Raw genomic sequence first — 20,351 nt, forward strand, 5'->3', positions numbered from 1 at the left:
AATCAATATCACTGATTGAGAGGGCCGATCAGGCCAGTTTTAACAGGATCATACCGGCCAGCAGCAGGGTCAGGCCGGCCCAGCCTTTGCGGTTCAGCCGCTGGCCAAACAACACCCATCCGGCCGCGACAGTGGCGATAATCCCAAAACCGCCCCAGACCGCATAGGCGATCGAGAGATCGATACCTTTGACCGCCTGAGCGAGTGCGCTGAACGCGAGCAGGACACAGCAAAGTGAAAGCAGACCGTACAGCGGTTTCTTAAACCCATCAGAATATTTAAGGAATATGTTGGCGGCAATTTCCAGCACGATAGCCAGCGCCAGCCAGGACGCATGAACAAGATCAGCGATGAGCATGATTAACCTCCGCTGATGATTGGGTGCCGGTTTTGATCAACACAATTCCGACGATCAGCGTCACCAGCCCACAGATTTTCAGCGCTGACAGCGTTTCACCAAACAGCTGCACGCTGAATAACGTAATCAGCATGATGCCGATACCTTCCCACAGCGCATAAGCCACGCCCAGGGCGATACGTTTAATGGCGAAACTCAGCAGAATATAAGAACAGGCAATCATGCCCAGCATCATCAGGTAGCCGGAATGGCTGCCATTGAGGCTGGACCATTTCATAAAAAGGGTACCAATAATTTCAGTAACAATAGCGAGTGATAATAAAACCCAGGCGCGCATGGGTGCTCTCCAGCAACGATAAATGACGACCTGCAACAACGCACAATGTGCGGGCAGACTCAGAACAGTTCGAAGTGGTGAGGGGACTACAGGGCGTTACGCCAGTGCTGATCGGCGGCGTTCCAGCCAGAAAGGCAAGAGGGGGAAAACAGGGGGGTTGACATGAACATTCTGCTCATAAAATTTACAACACATCCACATTGTTGCTTCTCATCAGTGGACGGATAGTGCCTCCGGTTAAATAGACGCTGGATTTATAGCATTCTGCACATCACCAAATCAACAGCAGATGCTGCTTTGTTTGATGTCTGTTAAGGTTTGATGATTTGAAAAGGGTGACATGTGGAAAAGGATCTGTGGTAAACCGGAATGAAAAAAATAGCCGGGCAACAAAAGTGCCCGGCTATTATTAAGTGACGCTGTCACGTATCATTCAGCGCGCTGCGGAACCGTGCGAACGGGTGCATCACCTGCGACATAGTAAGCGGCGGTGCTGCGTGGCAACGGATCGCGCCCACGAATCTTATCGGCAATCTTCTCGCCAATCATGATAGTGGTGGCGTTCAGGTTACCGGTGATGATCAGCGGCATAATCGACGCATCGACCACGCGTAAGCCTTCCAGTCCATGCACACGACCTTCGCCATCAACGACGGACATCGGGTCGTTACCCATCTTACAGGTGCCGCACGGGTGATAAGCGGTTTCGCCGTGGTTACGCACGAACTCATCCAGCTGCTCATCTGTCTGGCAATCCAGTCCCGGACTGATTTCACGGCCACGGTACTTGTCCAGCGCCGGCTGATTAATGATCTGGCGCGTGATGCGAATCGCATCGCGGAACTCATGCCAGTCCTGCTCATGCGACATGTAGTTAAACAGAATGGCCGGATGACGACGCGGATCGCGTGACTTCAGGCGTACATGACCGCGGCTTGGAGAACGCATCGAGCCAACGTGACACTGGAAGCCGTGGGCATCAACCGCGTTGGAACCGTTGTAGTTAATCGCCACCGGCAGGAAGTGATACTGGATGTTCGGCCAGCTGAACTCTTCGCGGCTGCGGATAAAGCCACCCGCTTCAAACTGGTTGCTGGCGCCAATACCGGTGCCGTTAAACATCCACTCCGCACCAATTTTCGGCTGATTCCACCACTTCAGAGCCGGATAGATTGAGACCGGTTCTTTACACTCATACTGAAGATACATCTCCAGATGGTCCTGCAGGTTTTCACCCACGCCTGGCAGGTCGTGAACCAGCGGGATGTCGAACTGTTTCAGCAGCTCAGGAGAACCCACGCCAGAACGCTGCAGGATCTGCGGCGAGGCGATAGCGCCGGCACACAGCAGCACTTCACGGCGTGCGGTCACTTTATTGATGGTGTTGCTGTCGCCCTGCAGATACTCCACGCCGACCGCACGCTTGCCATCGAAGATGATGCGATCGGTGGTGGCATGCGTGATGATCTTCAGGTTAGCCCGGCCTTTGGCCATATCGAGATAGCCACGCGCAGTGCTGGAACGACGACCATTTGGTGTGACGGTACGATCCATCGGACCGAAACCTTCCTGCTGATAGCCATTAAGGTCGTCAGTGCGCGGATAGCCCGCCTGTACGCCCGCCTCAATCATCGCTTCAAACAGCACGTTATTGCCCGCTTTAGGCGTTGCAACGCACACCGGGCCGTCGCCGCCGTGGAAATCGTTCGGGCCGATATCGCGGGTTTCCGCTTTACGGTAGTAGGGCAGGCAGTCCAGATAGCTCCAGTTCTCCAGTCCAGGTTCGCTGGCCCAGTTATCGAGATCCATCGCGTTACCGCGGATATAACACATGCCGTTAATCAGTGATGAACCGCCCAGACCTTTGCCGCGACCACACTCCATGCGGCGATTGTTCATGTAAGGCTCTGGCTCGGTTTCATAAGCCCAGTTATAGCGTTTGCCCTGTAACGGGAAGGCGAGGGCCGCAGGCATCTGGGTGCGAAAATCAAAGCGGTAATCCGGGCCGCCCGCTTCCAGCAACAGTACGCTCACGTTGCTCTCTTCGGTCAGACGGGTAGCCAGAACGTTTCCTGCGGATCCGGCTCCAATAATAATGTAATCAAATTCCATTCATCGTTCCTCAGGTTAAGTGATTAAAAAACTGACTGAAAACGCGTCAGCTCAACCTGCACTGACTTCACCTGGGTGTAGCTCTGCAGCGTCATCAGGCCATTCTCACGGCCAATGCCGGAGTGCTTGTAACCCCCCACTGGCATCTCTGCGGCTGATTCGCCCCAGGTATTAATCCAGCAGATTCCTGCTTCGATCTGATGAATCACGCGGTGCGCCTTATTGAGATCCTGCGTCACCAGCCCGGCGGCCAGACCAAATTCGGTGTCATTGGCGCGGCGGATCACTTCTTCTTCACTTTCGTAGCTCAGGATCGACATGACCGGTCCGAAGATCTCTTCACGCACAATCTTCATCTCATCACGGCAGTCGGTGAACACGGTTGGTGCAACCCATGCACCCTGGTCGAAATCGCCACCGGTCAGACGTTTGCCGCCGCACAGTACGCGTGCGCCTTCAGCGATGCCGGATTCGATATAACGCATCACATTGTCGCGATGGCTGAAGCTGACCAGCGGACCAAAGTTGGTCGCTGGGTCACGCAGATCGCCTGCCTGAATGCGGGCAACGCGTTCGCTGATTTTCGCCTCGAATGCGGCCTGCAGTTTTGCAGGAATAAAGACGCGGGTGCCGTTGGTGCAGACCTGACCGGAGCTGTAGAAGTTCGCCATCATGGCGATGTCGGCGGCCAGATCGAGATCGGCATCGTCAAAGATGATCAGCGGTGATTTACCGCCCAGTTCCATGGTGACCTCTTTCAGCGTTGAACCTGCTGCATTGGCCATCACTTTTTTGCCGCTGACGACGCCACCGGTAAAGGAGACTTTGTCGATGCCAGGATGCTCAGTGAGCAACTGACCGGTGACTGAACCGATGCCCGGCAGCACGTTGAACACGCCATCCGGCAGGCCCGCTTCGGTGTAAATTTCCGCCAGCTTCAGGGCAGTAAGCGGGGTCATCTCACTCGGTTTGAAAATCATCGCGTTACCCGCTGCCAGCGCGGGCGCGGATTTCCACAGGGCGATCTGAATCGGGTAGTTCCAGGCACCGATACCGGCTACCACGCCCAGCGGTTCGCGGCGGGTGTAAACAAAAGAGGTTTCGCGCAATGGGATCTGCTGACCTTCCAGCGCCGGAACCAGACCGGCGTAATACTCCAGTACGTCTGCGCCGGTGACAATATCGACCGCTGAGGTTTCGCTGTAAGGCTTACCGGTATCGAGCATTTCCAGCTCTGCCAGCTCATCATTACGCTCACGCAGAATATCGACGGCGCGACGCAGGATACGCGAGCGCTCCATGGCGGTCATCGCGGCCCAGACTTTCTGGCCTTTTCTGGCGGCAGCAACGGCGCGATTGACATCTTCCTGGCCGGCGGCATGAACCTCTGCCAGCACTTCGCCGTTGACCGGGTTAATCGTCTGGAACGTTTCGCCAGACGTTGCGGCAACATAAGCGCCATCGATGTAGAGTTTCTGCTCGGTGAATCGGGACATGTTTTCTCCTTCCGTTATTCGTGCTCGCCAGCCAGTTGCTGACGGATGAATTGGGTGGTCAGTGTGAGGGCGATGACCGGATTAAATGGCTTACCGCTCAGCGCGGCGCGAAGCCACAGACCATCTATCAGGGCAGCCAGACCGTGTGCGGCCAGACGTGCCTTCTCCAGCGGCAGTTCACGCCGGAATTCGACCACCAGCGTTGAGTAGAGCCGCCGGCTGCTGACCCGCTCCAGGCGATTAAGCTGGGGCTGATGCATGCTGCTCGACCAGAAGTCGAGCCAGGCTTTCATCACTGCCGTGTGCACCTGGGTATCATCAAAATTACCCTCAACGATGGCACACAACCGCTGTTCTGCAGAGGCACCGGCCAGCGGTTCTAACCGCGACAGTACCGCCTCCCGCAGTTGACGCGTCACATCACGCATCGTGGCTTCCAGTAAGCCGTTCTTATCCTTGAAATAGTGACTGATGATGCCGGTGGATACCCCCGCCCGACGGGCGATCTGGGCGATAGTGGCATCATTAATCCCCACTTCATTAATCGTGCTCAGGGTCGCATCAATCAGTTGCCGACGACGTATCGGCTGCATCCCTACCTTTGGCATAGCTCCAGCTCCACCCTCAAATCGAGCCCCTATTTAAACTTTTTTTGATTGCACGTTCAATATAAAAAGAAACTTTGTTAGGATGCTGTTCTTTAAATGTAGCGAAAGCGAAACGGCAATGAGTGCTAAAATAGGCTGGTTTGCCTGAGCGATTAACAGGAAGTGACAGAACGAAACAGGGCCGCACGGCCGGAAAGCCGTGGACGGCAAGACTTATCCATTGCGTATTTTCAGGACATTAACCAGAGGTAACCGATGAATAATCCACCTGCCGGTGAAAAAGACAGACTCAATCCCGTTGTATTTTATACCTCTGCCGGATTGATTCTGACGTTTTCACTTGTGACGATTCTCTACAGTGAACTGGCCGCGAGCTGGATCCTCAAGGCGGTAAACTGGGTTTCCGCCACCTTCGGCTGGTACTACATGCTGGCTGCCACGCTCTATATTGTTTTTGTGTTGTATATGGCCTGCTCACGCTTTGGTTCGATCAAGCTCGGGCCAGAGCACTCCAAACCCGAGTTCAGCGTCCTTAGCTGGTCTGCCATGCTGTTCGCCGCCGGGATCGGCATCGACCTGATGTTCTTCTCGGTCGCCGAGCCGGTGACGCAGTATATGCAGCCGCCGGAGGGGGCAGGGCAGACGATGGAAGCGGCCCGCCAGGCGATGGTCTGGACGCTGTTCCACTACGGACTGACCGGCTGGTCAATGTATGCGTTGATGGGCATCGCGCTGGGCTACTTCAGCTATCGCTATAACCTGCCGCTGACCATCCGTTCCGCGCTCTATCCCATCTTTGGTAAACGCATCTATGGCCCGATTGGCCACACCGTAGATATCGCCGCCGTGGTCGGCACCATCTTTGGTATCGCTACCACGCTCGGCATTGGGGTCGTGCAGCTTAACTATGGCCTCAAAGTGCTGTTTGATATCCCGGAAGGCCTGACCGCGCAGGCCGCGCTGATTGTCCTCTCCGTGGTGATCGCCACCATTTCTGTCACGTCGGGCGTCGATAAAGGGATCCGTATTCTCTCTGAGCTGAACGTGGTGATGGCGCTGGGCCTGATTCTGTTTGTGCTGTTCTTCGGCAACACCGAGTTCCTGCTGAATGCGCTGGTGCTGAACGTCGGGGATTACATCAACCGCTTCATGGGCATGACGCTCAATACCTTTGCCTTTGATCGTCCGACCCAGTGGATGAACAGCTGGACGCTCTTCTTCTGGGCGTGGTGGGTGGCCTGGTCGCCATTCGTCGGCCTGTTCCTGGCGCGTATCTCACGTGGTCGTACCATCCGTGAGTTCGTGCTGGGCACGCTGATTATTCCGTTCACCTTTACGCTGTTGTGGCTGTCAGTGTTCGGTAATGCCGCGCTGTATCAGATCATCCACGGCAATACGGAGTTTGCGCAGGAAGTGATGAACCATGCGGAGCGCGGCTTCTACAGCCTGCTGGCGCAGTATCCGGCGTTTAAACTCAGCGCCTCGGTCGCGACGATCACCGGTATGCTGTTCTACGTCACCTCGGCGGATTCCGGCTCGCTGGTGCTGGGTAACTTCACCTCGCGACTGAAAGATATCAACAGTGATGCACCGAACTGGCTGCGTATCTTCTGGTCTGTGGCGATTGGGGTACTGACCCTGAGCATGCTGATGACCAACGGTATCACTGCCTTGCAGAACACCACGGTGATCATGGGGCTGCCGTTCAGCTTTGTTATCTTCTTTGTCATGGCGGGGCTGTTTAAATCCCTGAAGATTGAAGATCACCGTCGGGCCAGTGCCACGCGCGACACCGCGCCCTATCTGGCTCATGCGACCGATCGCCTGACCTGGAAGAAGCGTCTGTCGCGCCTGATGAACTACCCTGGCTCGCGTTATACCCAGCAGATGATGGAAAAAACCATCTATCCGGCGATGCAGGAAGTGGCGAAAGAGCTGGAGCTGCGGGATGGCCGGGTCACGCTTGAGAGCGTTGAGGCGGATGAAAGCAACCCGATTGGCTATCTGGATCTGCGCGTCCATCTGGGCGAGGAGCAGGACTTTATCTATCAGGTCTGGCCGCAGCAATATTCGATTCCGGGCTTTACCTATCGCGCCCGCAGCGGTAAGTCGACCTACTACCGGCTGGAAACCTTCCTGATGGAGGGCAGTCAGGGTAACGACTTAATGGATTACAGCAAAGAGCAGGTGATCATCGACATACTGGATCAGTATGAGCGACACCTGAACTTCATCCATCTCAACCGTGAAGCGCCGGGCAGCAACATCAGCTTCCCAAGCGCTTAAATCAGGGCCCGTCAGTGAGCAATTGCTGGCGGGCTTTTTTTTCGCTACCGTCGTCATGAACAATACCGCTTCACCTGCCGAAATCGACTATCTTTAGGGCTTTGCTGGCCTGATGCCTGAAAAGCGTAGACAGGGAGTCATATGGGAAAAATATTCAGTACGTTTCTGCCGCTCTATACCACTACGCTTCTGATGCTGCTGGGTTCAGGTTTACTGACTACCTACGTTTCGTTGCGGCTGGCCAGTGAGCAGGTTAATGGTGCGCTGATCGGCGCGATTATTGCGGCTAACTATATCGGGCTGGTGATTGGCGGCAAAGTGGGGCACAACCTGATTGCCCGCGTCGGCCATATCCGTGCCTACGTGGCCTGTGCCGGGATCATTACCGCCTCGGTTGTAGGTCACGGGCTGACGGACTTTATTCCGCTGTGGGTCTTTCTGCGCCTGATTATCGGGCTCTGCATGATGTGCCAGTACATGGTGCTGGAGAGCTGGCTCAACGATCAGGCGGAATCTTCCCAGCGCGGCATGATTTTCGGCCTCTATATGGTCGCCACCTACCTTGGACTCAGTGGCGGACAGGTGATACTGAGCCTGCAATCGGGGTTTGGGGTGAGCACGCTGCTGATTGTGGCGCTCTGTTTCGCGCTCTGTCTGGTGCCGATTGCACTGACCACCCGCACTCACGTCAGGCCTATGACACCGGCGCCGATGGAGCTGGGCTATTTTATCCGCACTATTCCCAAACTGCTCGGCACCACCCTGGTGACCGGCATGGCGATTGGCGCGTTCTATGGTCTGGCACCGGTTTATGGCAGCAGCAAAGGCTTCACCACCAGCCAGACCGGTTATTTTATGAGTCTCACGATTTTTGCCGGGCTGGTGTCGCAGTTTCCGCTAAGCTGGCTCTCTGATCGCTACGACCGCCAGCGGCTGTTATTCATTATTGCCATGCTCTTTGCCGTGGCCTGCGTGCCGCTGGTGGTACTGCCGCATCTGACCTTCCACTGGATGATTGGCATCGCCTTTGCCGCCAGCATGATGCAGTTTGCGCTCTATCCATTGCAGGTGGCGCTGGCCAACGATCAGGTCGCCGCCGATCGTCGTGTCTCGTTAACTGCCTGTCTGCTGATGGCGTTTGGTATTGGCGCCAGTATCGGCCCGCTGGTGGTCGGTGCGCTGATGCAGCCGCTGGGCAGCAATATGCTCTATCTCTTCTTTATGCTCTGTGCGCTGGTGATTGGCGGACTGAGTTATGTGCGTGCGCCGGGTCCGCTTCCGACGACCGAAGTGCCGTTGCCGCATGTGGTGATGCCTGACAGTCTGGCGACCTCGCCACTGGGTGCCGCGCTGATCCCGACGCTGGAAGAGGAGGTGATTCATGCGTCGATGGGCGGTCAGGAGCCGGAAGAGGAGAGTGCTGAGTTCGATGGCACAGCTGACGAAGAGGATTTGCCCGATGACCTTCCTGAGGATCAGCGGCACAAATAGCAGCGGCAAAGCAGGATGCCGTTCGCCGCTGACTGCACCGTTAAAGCAGGATGTCCGGATCTGACACACTCTTGTCCGGTTGCTGGCTCGACATTCGGGTCAGCAACCGCGAAGCTGGCGCATACCGCTTTTTTAAGGAGTCACACCATGCTGGAACTTCGCCCCAATTGTGAACGTTGCGACGTTGATCTGCCGCCATCTTCTCTGGCGGCACGCATCTGCTCGTTTGAATGCACGTTCTGCGCTGACTGTGCTGAGCATCTCACTCATCTTTGTCCCAACTGCGGCGGTGAGCTGGTGCGCCGTCCGGTGCGTCCGGCAGAGAAACTGCAGAAATATCCGGCTAAAATGCGTAGCTGATCCCAAATGACTACAGATATGGTGGGGGCAGAATAGCCTGGCGCGCCTGATCGCATTATGATGTATTTCGTCCCTGACAGAGCTACCACCTTTACTGAGTGCCGGAGATAAGCGCCGGGAGGGACGTACCTTTCATCTCTCTTTAATCGCTTCGCCCGGCCTCCTTGCTCCCTTGCTCCCTTGCTCCCTTGCACCCTTTCAGCCAGCCTCCTTTGCATTCTGCTTTCCAGCGCGTCATGCCAGTACAGGGTCAGCCCTGACTATACTCTGAAGATGTTTTCAGCAGACAAAGGCCGGGTGCAGCGATGTATTACCAATCCCTGAATGGCGCAGCGTGGCGACGGATCTGGGTGGTCGGCGATCTGCATGGTTGCCGCCGCGAACTGGATGCGCTGTTGCAGCAGCACCAGTTTGACCCGCAGCAGGACTTACTGATTTCGGTAGGTGACATCATCGATCGCGGTCCCGACAGCCTGGGTTGTCTGGCGCTGCTGGAGGAGCCCTGGTTTCGCTGCGTGCGGGGGAATCATGAGGAGATGGCGCTTTCAGCATTACAGGGGCAGGAAATGGCGCTCTGGCAGATGAACGGTGGCGACTGGTTCTTTCGGCTGCGTGGTGCAGCGTTGATTGCGGCGCGTCACGCGTTGCAGCGTTGCCGTGAGCTGCCGCTGATTCTCCATCTTCAGCTTGATGAGCGAATTATTGTGATTGCTCATGCTGATTACCCGGCCCGGGAATATGCGTTGAATAAGCCACTCGACTGGCAGCAGGTGGTCTGGAGCCGTCAGCGGCTGGAGGCGATGGAGTCTGGCGAACGGGCGGGCATCCGTGGCGCAGACGCCTTTTACTTCGGACACACGCCGCTGAAACAGTCGCTGACGATTGCCAATCTGCATTACATCGATACCGGCGCAGTGTTTGACAATCATCTGACGATGCTGCAAATAAAGTGACTCAGCGGAACAGGCGTCCGTCGCGCACCAGCTCCCGCGGATAGCTGTTCTTGATACGGCTGCCGACTTTTTTAGCCAGCCCCAGCGGCTGCTGCTGATAAGTGACAATCATCTCATTACGGGTAGGTTCCGTTTCCGGGTAGATATCCCGGCCGCGATACCACTCTTCCGCCTCTGCTGCGGTGAGCTCAAAAGTCTGCGCCGCATCCGGTTTTGCCAGCGCAATTACCGCTTCATGCTGCCAGCGATAGCCTTTAGCAAAGGTTTCTGCCAGCTTCAGGCCGATGCGCGAGAACCGCACTTTACCCAGCAGCGGGGTGACGGCCTTCGGGAACAGCCAGATCTCTTTATCACGCTGCCACAGCTCCAGCGACGCATCCCATTTAAGAGAGACAGCGGCGGCGGCCTGGGCTATCTCACTTTCCAGCTTGCGGCTGAGGTGGGAGAAGGGCAGTTTACCCACTTTGTAGCCCGGCAGCGGTAAGGGCTCGACCGACGCGGTTTTACGCAGCCGCGCAACGAAAAAGCCTTCGCTGTCGAACATCTGCGGGAAGACATGCAGATAGCCCTCGGGCGTCGCGGCCTGTCCGGCACCCTCAAACAGACCATCGAGTGCTACAACCTCAACAGCGTCCGGATAGCGCTCCAGCAGCCAGGCGATCACCTGCTGATTCTCAATCTGATTCAGGGTGCAGGTGGAGTAAACCAGCGTGCCGCCGGGTTTGAGTGCATGAAAGGCACTGTCGAGCAGATCGCGCTGGGTCGCGGCGATCTCATGCGTACTTGCCAGCGACCAGTTTTTCAGCGCATCAGCATCTTTGCGAATCACCCCTTCGCCGGAGCAGGGAGCGTCGAGCAGGATGGCGTCGAACTGTTCCGGCAGGGCTGGCCCGAAGACCCGCGCGTCAAAGTGCGTTAAGGCACTGTTGCTGACGCCGCAGCGGCTGATATTGGCGTGCAATACTTTTACCCGGCTGGAGGAGAATTCGTTAGCGAGGATAACGCCCTGATTGCCCATCCGCGCAGCAATCTGGGTCGTTTTAGAACCCGGTGCCGCCGCCATATCCATCACGGCGCTGACTTCTGGCTGGGCGTCAAACAGCGCGGTGACCGGCAGCATGGAGCTGGCCTCCTGAATGTAGAACAGGCCACTGAGATGCTCAGCCACGCTGCCCAGCGGCAGGCTCTCATCTTCCCGACTGATCCAGAATCCCTCTTCGCACCACGGCACCGGCGTCAGCTGCCAGTCATAATTAGCCGTCTGACTCAGAAAGTCAGCCACGCTGATCTTCAGGGTATTGACGCGAATACTGCGGCGCAGGGGTTGCTGACTGTAGGCAATAAATTGCGCGAGGCTCGCCTCATCGGGCAGGCTCTGGCGCATTAACGAGAGAAAATCGGCGGGGAAAAGCGAAGAAGCATCTGACACGGGCACATTCCAGTTAAGGCAAAGGCGGCAGTGTATCATGAGGAAAGGAAACGGGCAGCCAGGCTGCCCGTTTGAGGGAGTGAATAAGGCGTATGATCCCTGAGCCGGTGCTGACTTTAAACGCCTAAAAGGGCAGAACAGTCTGCCCGTTTGAGATAGCCTTTAGCGCGGAGACGGGATCGCCGTTCCCCAGTTACGCCAATCTTTCGGCGCTTCATCCTGCAGCAGGAAGTGTTTATCCGGATTCGCCTGCGGCGCCAGCGGCACCGTCGGCGGCGTCGCAAACTGAATGCCACCGCGAATAAACTGCTGGAAGGTCCCGGTTTTCACTACGCCACCCACCAGACCGAAGTCCAGGTTATAGCCGGATGCCAGCCAGAACACCGAGTTATTACGCACCAGATGCTGGTACTTCTTACTGATGCGCAGGGCGATCTGCACACGATCCGCCATATTACCCAGTGAGGTGCCGGTCACGGTACCCACTTCCACACCACGGAACAGCACCGGCGTACCCAGCGACAGTGAACCGGCCTCAGTGGCATCAACATAAATGTTCAGGCCATTAAGGTAGCGGGAGTCGGTAATGGTGCTCTCCTGCAGCTCAAACGTGCGCGCGGCGCCACCTTTACCGGGATCCACGTTGACGTAAGGCTGCAACAGGGTTTCCAGATGATTCACGCCGGTAGCGGAAATCTCCGGTGAGACCACCGAGAAACGGCTGCCGAGACGGGCGAAATCGTTGACATACTCCGGATAGAGTACCGCTTTCGCCACCACCTGATTGTTATCTTTGCTTAACGACAGTGACTCCACCTGGCCGACATTAATACCCAGGTAACGAATCGGCATTCCGGCAGAGAGCTTGCTGGCGTCATAGGTGTGCAGCGTAATCTGGCTACCCACCGCGCGGGCGGCGGTTTCAGACGGATAGAGGACGCGTTTGGCCCCTTTGGCCGACTGCGCACCACTCATATTGTCGAAACTGATCGCGCCTTTCAGCGCGCGGTTAAGCGGCGATGCCTGCACCGTCAGGCCGCTGCCGTTAAGGCTGACGCGTGCGCCACCCTCAGCCCAGAACACGCTTTCGCTGGTCAGCAGCTTGCGATATTCCGGCTGAATATGTACCGCAATATCAAAGGCGTCAGCGCGCGGCGTGACTTTGACAATCTCTCCCACCTGAAATTTGCGGTAAAGCACGACAGAGCCGGCCTGCACGTCAGGCAGACTGTTGGCGGTCAGCATCAGCGTGGTAGAAGGGCCATCGCCGGTAATGCCTTCTTCCGCTTTTTCAGCATCGGCAAACAGCGGATAGGCACTTTTTGGCTCACCCTTTTTGCCCGGATCCAGCCGGATACCGCCATCCACCCATTCACGGGCGCTGGCACCTAATACCTGCATGCCATCAAGACCGAACTTCACATCCAGCCGACTGTTAACGATAAATTTGCTGTCGCCATGCACCAGATTGCGATTTTCAGGATTGACCGCTACCACGAAATTCACGCCATTTTCATCCAGCGTACGCGACATCACCTGACCAATCTGCATACCATGCAGCATCAGCGGCTGGCCCTGATCGATACCATAGCTCTCTGGCGCGCTGAGTTTTACCGTCAGCACATTGGGCTTCTGCAGCAGAGTCTCATTGGACGCCAGCACGGTGTAGTGCTGCTGCGGCTCGCCTTCGCCCGGCACCAGTTCCAGCGTGTTGCCGGTCAGTAGCGCGCTGAGGCTGGTATCCGTCAGGCTGATTTTCGGACTGTGCATCTCAATGCGGGTGCCGCTGCGCATCAGACCGACAACAGAGGGATCAATCGTCAGCTCGCCGGTGACCTTGCCGCCATCCTGCAGGTTCAGTTTGGTCAGCGTGCCGACTTCCAGTCCCTGATACATCAGCGGGGTGCTGCCCGCCTTGAGATTGTTGCCGTTAGGCAGATCCAGTGTGATCTGCACGCCGCGCTGACTATGTGCCAGATCGGGGTAGAGCCGGTAATTCTGCTCAGCTTTGGCCGTTTCCGCACCCTGTGGCGAGTCAAACGCGATCGCGCCATTGACCAGCGCCGCCAGACTCTCCAGCTGCACTTTAGCCCCGCTCAGGCTGACGTCAGCATTCATGCCTGACACATTCCAGAAACGGCTGTTGGTTTTCACCAGATTGATAAAGCGACGGTCAATCAGCACATCAATCGACACGCCATCGGATTTGCTGTTAATGCTGTAGTCATAGACCCGGCCAACCGGAATTTTGCGGTAATAGACCAGCGAGCCGGTGTTGAGCGAGCCGAGATCGGGCGCATGCAGATGGATCATCAATTCGCCGGTATTCACCCGATACTTGGGCTGCGTATCCAGCGCGGTGAACGACTCGCTGGGTTTACCTTTACCCGGCATCATCCCGATGTAGTTACCACCGACCAGCGCATCCAGCCCCGACACACCCGCCAGCGAGGCTTTAGGCGTCACCAGCCAGAACTGCGTATCTTCACGCAGCGCATCGCGCATGTCGCTCTTGATGCTGGCTTTAATCTGAATGCTGCGATAATCATCACTGAGATTAATGCCCTGCACGGTGCCCACTTCCACGCCCTGATAGCGGATCGGGGTGCGACCCGGCACGATACCATCCGCCGTCTGGAAATTGATGGTGATGGTGGTGCCGCGCTCCTGATAATTGGTCCAGAGCAGCCAGCAGGCGATCAGCATCGCAATAATCGGCAGCAGCCAGAAGGGCGAAATTTTGCGCTTATTGCGCAGCGTTGCGTTAGTCGGTGTAGTCGGCGTTTCCTGTTGCATGTGCATCCCAGAGCAGGCGGCTGTCCAGCCACTCAACAGACATAATGGTCAGGATGACGGCCGCGCCAAAAAACAGCGCCGCCGGTCCCATGGTAAAAGCCAGCAGCTGATCACGGTTGACCAGCGACATGGTTAACGAAATGACAAACAGATCGAGCATTGACCAGCGGCCAACCCAGGTGACAAACCGCAGCAAGCGGATGCGGGTTCTCAGCCCCTGTTCACAGCGAAAATGAATGCTGAGCAGCAGAGTCAGCATCACCAGCACCTTGATAAACGGCACCAGAATACTGGCGATAAAAACAATCGCCGCCACCGGAATATTGCCTTCGCCCAGCCCCAGGATACCGGAGAAGATGGTGTCCTCACGCCGTGAGCCATTAAGGTAGACCACGGAGATCGGCATCAGATTTGCGGGGATCAACAGCACAATCGATGCGATGAGCGCGGCCCAGGATTTCTGCAGGCTGTGGCGGCGTCGGAAGTCGAGCGGCGTGTGGCAGCGCGGGCAGCGGCCCCGTTCATCGGGTATGCTGGTGTTGTGACAGTTCAGGCAGACCTGCATATCGTCACGGGCCATATTGCCAGGCGTCTGTGGGTAGAAATGCTCCCACAGCTGCTCCATATTCAGATGGATCAGTGTCAGCACGCTCAGCACCGTCAGGGCGATGTAAGCCGCCAGCCCGTAGCCAATCTCAAGCGAAGCATAGTCCTGCACTTTAATCGACGCCACGGCGATGCCGATCAGATAGATATCGAGCATCACCCACTCTTTCAGCTTCTCCAGCATCAGCAGCACGGGACGCAGGTTCATGCCGAGCCGGTGGCCGATACCGAGATAACAGATACCCGCCACCAGCGTCACCGGCGCGCCGATGGTGCAGAACGCCACCATCGAGGCCGTCAGTACATCACCCTGCTGGGTCATCTGGATGATACCTTCCAGTACGCTGGCATCGATGCGCATGCCAAGCAGCCGGATATCTACCAGCGGCAGGGAGAAAGCAAAAGGCATTAACACAATCATGGTGGCGGCCATCGCCATAAGACGGGTCATCGGCCAGTCGCGACCACTGAGAATTTCGGCGTTACAGCGTGGGCAATGTGCCGACTGATGAGATTTCACATCCGGTAAGGAAAAAAGGGTATCGCATTGCGGGCAACGCTGATAACGTGCGTGAGGCAATGTCTGGCTGATAGCGTGAATTTTCATAGGGTGATGCAATCTTCGCTCTTCAGAAGTAACAGATATCGGTCGTAAAGACATTGTCTGTGTGCCTGTCTCGGGCATCACGCTTCGATCCACAGAATGCTAAGGGTATAGCAACTAACGCTATGATTCACCTTGTGGCTCTGGATATTTAAAACTTATTTTTAACGAACGGTCTTCAATGCCCCGTTCAGATGTCATTGGTAACGGTTAAATAATGAACAAAACTGCCTTTTACGCCGATTTGAATCGCGATATGCGCGCCTTACTGGCGGGAGAAACGGCGTTCCTCGCCGCGATGGGAAACTTTAGCGCGCTGCTGTACGAACGTCTCGATGGCGTGAACTGGGCTGGTTTCTACCTGCTGACGGAAGCGGATACGCTGGTGCTGGGCCCGTTCCAGGGCAAAATCGCCTGTGTGCGCATTCCGGTCGGTAAAGGTGTGTGTGGCACGGCGCTGGCAGAAGAAAAAGTGCAACGCGTAGATGATGTGCATGCCTTCCCGGGCCACATCGCCTGTGACGCTGCCAGCAATGCTGAGATTGTGATTCCTCTGAAAGTGAATGGCACTGTGGTTGGGGTGCTGGACATCGACAGCGTGGCGTACAATCGCTTTGACAGCGACGACGAATCGGGGCTGGTCACACTGACTGATGGGCTTTGTGAAGTGCTTGCGAACAGCGACTTAGAAAAATATCTGCAGCTGACGCGCAGCTAATCGACTGGATCACATGGCATTTAGCGATGTTGTCATTATAATGTCGCCTGTTCATGCCTGCGCTGGTCGGCAAACCCGTTGTAATCAGGAAATTTCATGGAAAATCAACCTAAGTTGAATAGCAGTAAAGAAGTCATCACTTTTCTGGCGGAGCGCTTTCCGCACTGCTTTAGCGCTGAAGGTGAAGCGCGTCCGCTCAAAATCGGTATCTTTCAGGATCTGGTCGAGCGTGTTCAGGGCGAAATGGGTCTGAGCAAAACACAGCTGCGTTCCGCGCTGCGTCTCTATACGTCAAGCTGGCGTTATCTGTACGGCATCAAAGCTGGTGCTATCCGTGTCGATCTCGACGGTAACGCCTGTGGCGTGCTGGATGAGCAACACGTTGAGCATGCACGTAAGCAGCTGGAAGAAGCGAAAGCACGCGTCCAGGCGCAGCGTGACCAGCAGCGCGCCGCGCGTCGTGAAGCAGGCGAAAGCGAAGAGGGCGCGGCACCGCGTCGTCCACGCAAGCCCGCGGCACGTAAGCCTGCAGAAGGCGAAGCCGCGCGTAAACCGCGTCCGCAGACCACTGCACCGCGTGCGACCGCCTCACAGCATCGCAAGCCAGCCCCACGTCCGGAGCAGGAAGCCCGACCCATCACTGATACCTCAACTTTGCAACCCGGCCAGAGTATTAAAGTTAAAGCAGGCAAAAGTGCGATGGACGCTACCGTTCTTGAAGTATCAAAAGACGGCGTTCGGGTCCAGCTCGCTTCCGGCATGGCAATGATTGTGCGCGCAGAACACTTGCAGTTCTGAAACGGAGGCTAACCCCGGCATGAACACCCTTTTTAAAGTTGGACTTATTGCGGGCCTGCTATTAGCAGGCCCAACCTTCGGCGCGGAGAACATTACCCGCGCCGATCAGATTCCCCAGCTTCACGAAGATCCGCAGGATCCGACGGTCAGTGAGCGCGTAACCTCGCGCTTTACCCGTTCCCACTATCGCCAGTTCGACCTGGATCAGAACTTTTCAGCGAAAATTTTTGATCGCTATCTGAACATGCTCGACTACAGCCACAATGTGCTGCTGGCGTCAGATGTGGCGCAGTTTACCAGCAAAAAAACCACCGTCGGCGATGAGCTGCGCAGTGGCAAGCTGGATCTCTTTTACGATATTTATAATCTGGCGCAGAAACGCCGTTTTGAGCGCTATCAATATGCGCTGACGGTGCTGGCTCGTCCGATGAATTTCAGCGGCAATGACACTATCGACATTGACCGCGCGAAAGCACCCTGGCCAAAAGATCAGTCTGAACTGAATGCGCTGTGGGATGCCAAGGTCAAATATGATCAGCTGAGTCTGAAGCTGGCGGGTAAAGATGATAACGAGATCCGCGACGTTCTGACTAAGCGTTACAACTTCGCTATCCGTCGTCTGGCCCAGAGCAACGGTGAAGATGTTTTCCAGCTGGTGATGAACGCTTTTGCCCGCGAAATCGATCCGCACACCAGCTATCTGTCGCCGCGTAACACCGAGCAGTTCAACACCGAGATGAGCCTGTCACTGGAAGGCATCGGTGCGGTTCTGCAGATGGATGACGACTATACGGTGATTAACTCGATGGTTGCAGGCGGCCCGGCCGCGAAGAGCAAAGCCATTACCGTTGGCGATCGCATCGTCGGTGTGGGTCAGCCAGGCAAGCCGATGGAAGATGTGATCGGCTGGCGTCTGGATGATGTCGTGGCAAAAATTAAAGGACCTAAGGGCAGCAAAGTGCGCCTGGAAGTTCTGCCAGCCGGTAAGGGCACCAAAACCCGTACTGTGACGCTGACGCGTGAGAAAATTCGTCTGGAAGATCGCGCGGTTAAATTGACCATCAAAAATGTCGGCAAGCAGAAAGTGGGCGTGCTCGATATTCCTGGTTTCTATGTCGGCCTCACCGACGACGTGAAAGTACAGCTGCAGAAACTGCAGAAACAGAACGTCGACAGTGTGGTAATCGATCTGCGTACTAACGGCGGCGGCGCGCTGACCGAAGCAGTCTCGCTTTCCGGTCTGTTTATTCCGAGTGGTCCGGTGGTTCAGGTACGCGACAACAATGGTCGGGTTCGTGAAGACAGCGATAACGACGGCGTTGTCTACTACAAAGGACCGCTGGTGGTGCTGGTCGATCGTTTCAGCGCCTCAGCCTCTGAGATCTTCGCTGCCGCGATGCAGGATTACGGTCGCGCGGTGATTGTCGGCGAGCCAACCTTTGGTAAAGGCACCGTTCAGCAGTATCGCTCTCTGAACCGCATCTACGATCAGATGCTGCGTCCGGAGTGGCCTGCGTTAGGCTCCGTTTCTTACACCATTCAGAAGTTCTATCGCATTAACGGCGGCAGTACACAGCGTAAAGGCGTCACGCCGGATCTGCTGATGCCAACCGGCGTTGAAGCGGCTGAAACCGGTGAGAAATTTGAAGATAACGCACTGCCGTGGGACAGCATCAAAGCGGCGACTTATGTCAAAACCGGTGATGTGAAACCGCTGGTAGTGCAGCTGACTAAGCAGCATGCTGACCGCATTGCTCAGGATCGCGAGTTCCAGTACATCATGAAGGACATTGCCCGTTACAATGCCCTGAAAGATAAGCGCAACATCGTGTCGCTTAATCTCGCTCAGCGCGAGAAAGAGAACCACGAAGATGATGCGTCTCGTCTGGAGCGGATCAACGCGCGCTATCAGGCCGAAGGCAAAAAACCGCTGAAAAACCTGGATGAGTTGCCGAAAGATTATAAAGAGCCGGATCCCTATCTTGATGAGACGGTGAAGATCGCTAACGATCTTGCGCAGCTGGAGAAATCCCAGCCAGAGGCGCCAGCGGCTAAATAATCCGCTGTTGCCAGAAAAAGCACCGCTCAGCGGTGCTTTTTTTTGTACTCAGAAAAGTTTCCAGTAAGCAATGATTAGCGCTGGTGAAGGTGCCTGAAGGCTGGGCTCCTCATCAGGCGTGTCAGAATGTAAAGTTATGTCTTTTTAGGCACTTAAACGTTAAGGTTGCTTGAAAAGCAGCCCAATGCCCATAGGATATGGATCCGCGTATAGGCGTGTGAACTACTGAGGAAGATTAACAAAAATGATGCGTATTGCTCTTTTCCTGATGACCAACCTGGCTGTGATGTTGGTATTCGGGCTGATTCTCAGCCTGACAGGGATCCAGTCAAGCAGTGTTCAGGGCCTGATGATCATGGCAGGCCTGTTTGGCTTCGGCGGTGCGTTTGTTTCACTGCTGATGTCGAAGTGGATGGCACTGCGATCGGTTGGCGGTGAAGTGATTGAACAGCCACGCAACGAAACCGAGCGCTGGCTGGTGGATACAATTGGCCGTCAGGCACAACAGGCGGGTATTGCGATGCCACAGGTGGCGATCTATCACGCACCTGACATTAACGCCTTTGCGACTGGCGCACGGCGTAACGCCTCACTGGTTGCTGTCTCAACCGGTCTGCTGCAGAACATGAGCCGTGATGAAGCGGAAGCGGTGCTGGCACACGAAGTGTCACACATCGCCAACGGCGACATGATCACCATGACGCTGATTCAGGGTGTGGTGAACACCTTTGTGATTTTCGTTTCACGTATTCTGGCGCAGATCGCGGCGGGCTTTATGTCCGGCAACCGCGATGGTGAGGAGAGCAGCAACGGCAACCCGCTGGTCTACTTTGCGGTGTCGATGGTGCTGGAACTGGTGTTTGGTATTCTCGCCAGCATCATCACCATGTGGTTCTCGCGTCACCGTGAGTTCCATGCCGATGCCGGTTCAGCGAAGCTGGTAGGTCGTGAGAAGATGATTGCGGCGTTACAGCGCCTGAAAACCAGCTACGAACCGCAGGAGCCGAGCAGCATGATGGCGTTCTGTATCAACGGTAAGGGCAAATCGTTCAGCGAGCTGTTTATGTCGCATCCGCCATTAGATAAGCGTATTGAAGCACTGCGCAGCGGTCAGTATCTGAAGTAGCGTTAAGCAGAGCAAAAAAGGCGACCCTGGGTCGCCTTTTCTGTTTAGAAACCATAATCAGACTGAATCTGACAGCAATATCTTAGCTCAACATGCAGGGAACCCGGGCAGAGGAGGAAAGCGTCCCGCGCCATGGATGGTGCGGGCCGACCGTCATGGATGACAGAAGTCTTTCCGATCTGACCGGGTTCCCTGTGAAGGCTCGGCCTTACAG

At 55.9% G+C, this 20,351-nt stretch carries 16 protein-coding genes; 8 read left to right on the plus strand and 8 right to left on the minus strand.

Translation table 11 applies throughout. The features are described from left to right. Positions 1–28: 28 nt before the first annotated feature. From mdtI to betI, 5 genes are all read right to left on the minus strand, one after another. Entirely contained in the window at positions 29–358 is a 330-nt protein-coding gene (gene mdtI / locus ACXKZD_RS08280; RefSeq protein WP_010258739.1) for a multidrug/spermidine efflux SMR transporter subunit MdtI, read from the minus strand. Continuing rightward, positions 345–695, minus strand: a complete 351-nt coding sequence (gene mdtJ, locus ACXKZD_RS08285; RefSeq protein WP_010258741.1) for a multidrug/spermidine efflux SMR transporter subunit MdtJ — start codon at positions 693–695, stop codon at positions 345–347. Before mdtJ ends, mdtI begins: the two co-directional genes overlap by 14 nt. Positions 696–1,124: 429 nt before the next feature. Continuing rightward, positions 1,125–2,807, minus strand: a complete 1,683-nt coding sequence (gene betA / locus ACXKZD_RS08290) for a choline dehydrogenase (protein ID WP_010258743.1) — start codon at positions 2,805–2,807, stop codon at positions 1,125–1,127. A gap of 23 nt (positions 2,808–2,830) precedes the next feature. Beyond that, a complete protein-coding gene (gene betB / locus ACXKZD_RS08295; protein ID WP_010258746.1) occupies positions 2,831–4,303 on the minus strand; it encodes a betaine-aldehyde dehydrogenase in 1,473 nt (490 codons plus the stop codon). Between the two features lie 14 nt (positions 4,304–4,317). Further along, positions 4,318–4,911 carry a transcriptional regulator BetI gene (betI, locus tag ACXKZD_RS08300; protein ID WP_010258750.1) on the minus strand — a complete coding sequence of 198 codons (594 nt, stop codon included), beginning with the start codon at positions 4,909–4,911 and terminating at the stop codon, positions 4,318–4,320. A 255-nt stretch (positions 4,912–5,166) separates the two neighbouring features. Here betI and ACXKZD_RS08305 point away from each other — a divergent pair, with 255 nt between their 5' ends. From ACXKZD_RS08305 to ACXKZD_RS08320, 4 genes are all read left to right on the plus strand, one after another. Further along, positions 5,167–7,197: a choline transporter gene (locus tag ACXKZD_RS08305; protein ID WP_010258753.1), complete on the plus strand. Its 2,031-nt coding sequence runs from the start codon at positions 5,167–5,169 to the stop codon at positions 7,195–7,197. Positions 7,198–7,338: 141 nt separating this feature from the next. Beyond that, complete coding sequence (locus tag ACXKZD_RS08310) at positions 7,339–8,688, plus strand: MFS transporter (protein WP_033757897.1); 1,350 nt, start codon at positions 7,339–7,341, stop codon at positions 8,686–8,688. Between the two features lie 147 nt (positions 8,689–8,835). Then, entirely contained in the window at positions 8,836–9,048 is a 213-nt protein-coding gene (locus tag ACXKZD_RS08315; RefSeq protein WP_010258758.1) for a DUF1272 domain-containing protein, read from the plus strand. A 305-nt stretch (positions 9,049–9,353) separates the two neighbouring features. Next, the gene (locus tag ACXKZD_RS08320) at positions 9,354–10,001 is read left to right on the plus strand and encodes a metallophosphoesterase (RefSeq protein ID WP_488981996.1); all 648 of its coding nucleotides are present in this window, start codon (positions 9,354–9,356) and stop codon (positions 9,999–10,001) included. A gap of 1 nt (position 10,002) precedes the next feature. Here the strand turns inward: ACXKZD_RS08320 and rsmF are convergent, their stop codons facing one another. From rsmF to yebS, 3 genes are all read right to left on the minus strand, one after another. Beyond that, positions 10,003–11,430 (minus strand): 16S rRNA (cytosine(1407)-C(5))-methyltransferase RsmF, encoded by a 1,428-nt coding sequence (gene rsmF / locus ACXKZD_RS08325; protein ID WP_488981997.1) that lies wholly within the window; start codon positions 11,428–11,430, stop codon positions 10,003–10,005. Positions 11,431–11,592: 162 nt separating this feature from the next. Beyond that, complete coding sequence (locus ACXKZD_RS08330) at positions 11,593–14,226, minus strand: PqiB family protein (RefSeq protein WP_010258767.1); 2,634 nt, start codon at positions 14,224–14,226, stop codon at positions 11,593–11,595. Beyond that, entirely contained in the window at positions 14,195–15,439 is a 1,245-nt protein-coding gene (gene yebS / locus ACXKZD_RS08335) for a membrane integrity lipid transport subunit YebS (protein ID WP_029519361.1), read from the minus strand. Before yebS ends, ACXKZD_RS08330 begins: the two co-directional genes overlap by 32 nt. Positions 15,440–15,653: 214 nt before the next feature. Between yebS and ACXKZD_RS08340 the strand changes: the two genes are divergently transcribed. From ACXKZD_RS08340 to htpX, 4 genes are all read left to right on the plus strand, one after another. Beyond that, positions 15,654–16,154: a GAF domain-containing protein gene (locus ACXKZD_RS08340; protein ID WP_010258773.1), complete on the plus strand. Its 501-nt coding sequence runs from the start codon at positions 15,654–15,656 to the stop codon at positions 16,152–16,154. Between the two features lie 96 nt (positions 16,155–16,250). After that, positions 16,251–16,952: an RNA chaperone ProQ gene (gene proQ / locus ACXKZD_RS08345; protein ID WP_010258776.1), complete on the plus strand. Its 702-nt coding sequence runs from the start codon at positions 16,251–16,253 to the stop codon at positions 16,950–16,952. Positions 16,953–16,971: 19 nt separating this feature from the next. After that, positions 16,972–19,011 (plus strand): carboxy terminal-processing peptidase, encoded by a 2,040-nt coding sequence (gene prc, locus ACXKZD_RS08350; protein ID WP_488981998.1) that lies wholly within the window; start codon positions 16,972–16,974, stop codon positions 19,009–19,011. Between the two features lie 244 nt (positions 19,012–19,255). Further along, positions 19,256–20,137, plus strand: a complete 882-nt coding sequence (gene htpX, locus ACXKZD_RS08355) for a protease HtpX (protein WP_003852678.1) — start codon at positions 19,256–19,258, stop codon at positions 20,135–20,137. The last annotated feature ends 214 nt before the right edge of the window (positions 20,138–20,351 follow it).

Source organism: Pantoea sp. ABR1s, from assembly GCF_057812235.1.

Excerpts from the sequence above, each read along its gene's own strand:
- mdtI (WP_010258739.1), bottom strand. The coding sequence starts at position 358 with ATGCTCATCGCTGATCTTGTTCATGCGTCCTGGCTGGCGCTGGCTATC.
- mdtJ (WP_010258741.1), bottom strand. The coding sequence starts at position 695 with ATGCGCGCCTGGGTTTTATTATCACTCGCTATTGTTACTGAAATTATT.
- betA (WP_010258743.1), bottom strand. The coding sequence starts at position 2,807 with ATGGAATTTGATTACATTATTATTGGAGCCGGATCCGCAGGAAACGTT.
- betB (WP_010258746.1), bottom strand. The coding sequence starts at position 4,303 with ATGTCCCGATTCACCGAGCAGAAACTCTACATCGATGGCGCTTATGTT.
- betI (WP_010258750.1), bottom strand. The coding sequence starts at position 4,911 with ATGCCAAAGGTAGGGATGCAGCCGATACGTCGTCGGCAACTGATTGAT.
- ACXKZD_RS08305 (WP_010258753.1), top strand. The coding sequence starts at position 5,167 with ATGAATAATCCACCTGCCGGTGAAAAAGACAGACTCAATCCCGTTGTA.
- ACXKZD_RS08310 (WP_033757897.1), top strand. The coding sequence starts at position 7,339 with ATGGGAAAAATATTCAGTACGTTTCTGCCGCTCTATACCACTACGCTT.
- ACXKZD_RS08315 (WP_010258758.1), top strand. The coding sequence starts at position 8,836 with ATGCTGGAACTTCGCCCCAATTGTGAACGTTGCGACGTTGATCTGCCG.
- ACXKZD_RS08320 (WP_488981996.1), top strand. The coding sequence starts at position 9,354 with ATGTATTACCAATCCCTGAATGGCGCAGCGTGGCGACGGATCTGGGTG.
- ACXKZD_RS08330 (WP_010258767.1), bottom strand. The coding sequence starts at position 14,226 with ATGCAACAGGAAACGCCGACTACACCGACTAACGCAACGCTGCGCAAT.
- yebS (WP_029519361.1), bottom strand. The coding sequence starts at position 15,439 with ATGAAAATTCACGCTATCAGCCAGACATTGCCTCACGCACGTTATCAG.
- ACXKZD_RS08340 (WP_010258773.1), top strand. The coding sequence starts at position 15,654 with ATGAACAAAACTGCCTTTTACGCCGATTTGAATCGCGATATGCGCGCC.
- proQ (WP_010258776.1), top strand. The coding sequence starts at position 16,251 with ATGGAAAATCAACCTAAGTTGAATAGCAGTAAAGAAGTCATCACTTTT.
- prc (WP_488981998.1), top strand. The coding sequence starts at position 16,972 with ATGAACACCCTTTTTAAAGTTGGACTTATTGCGGGCCTGCTATTAGCA.
- htpX (WP_003852678.1), top strand. The coding sequence starts at position 19,256 with ATGATGCGTATTGCTCTTTTCCTGATGACCAACCTGGCTGTGATGTTG.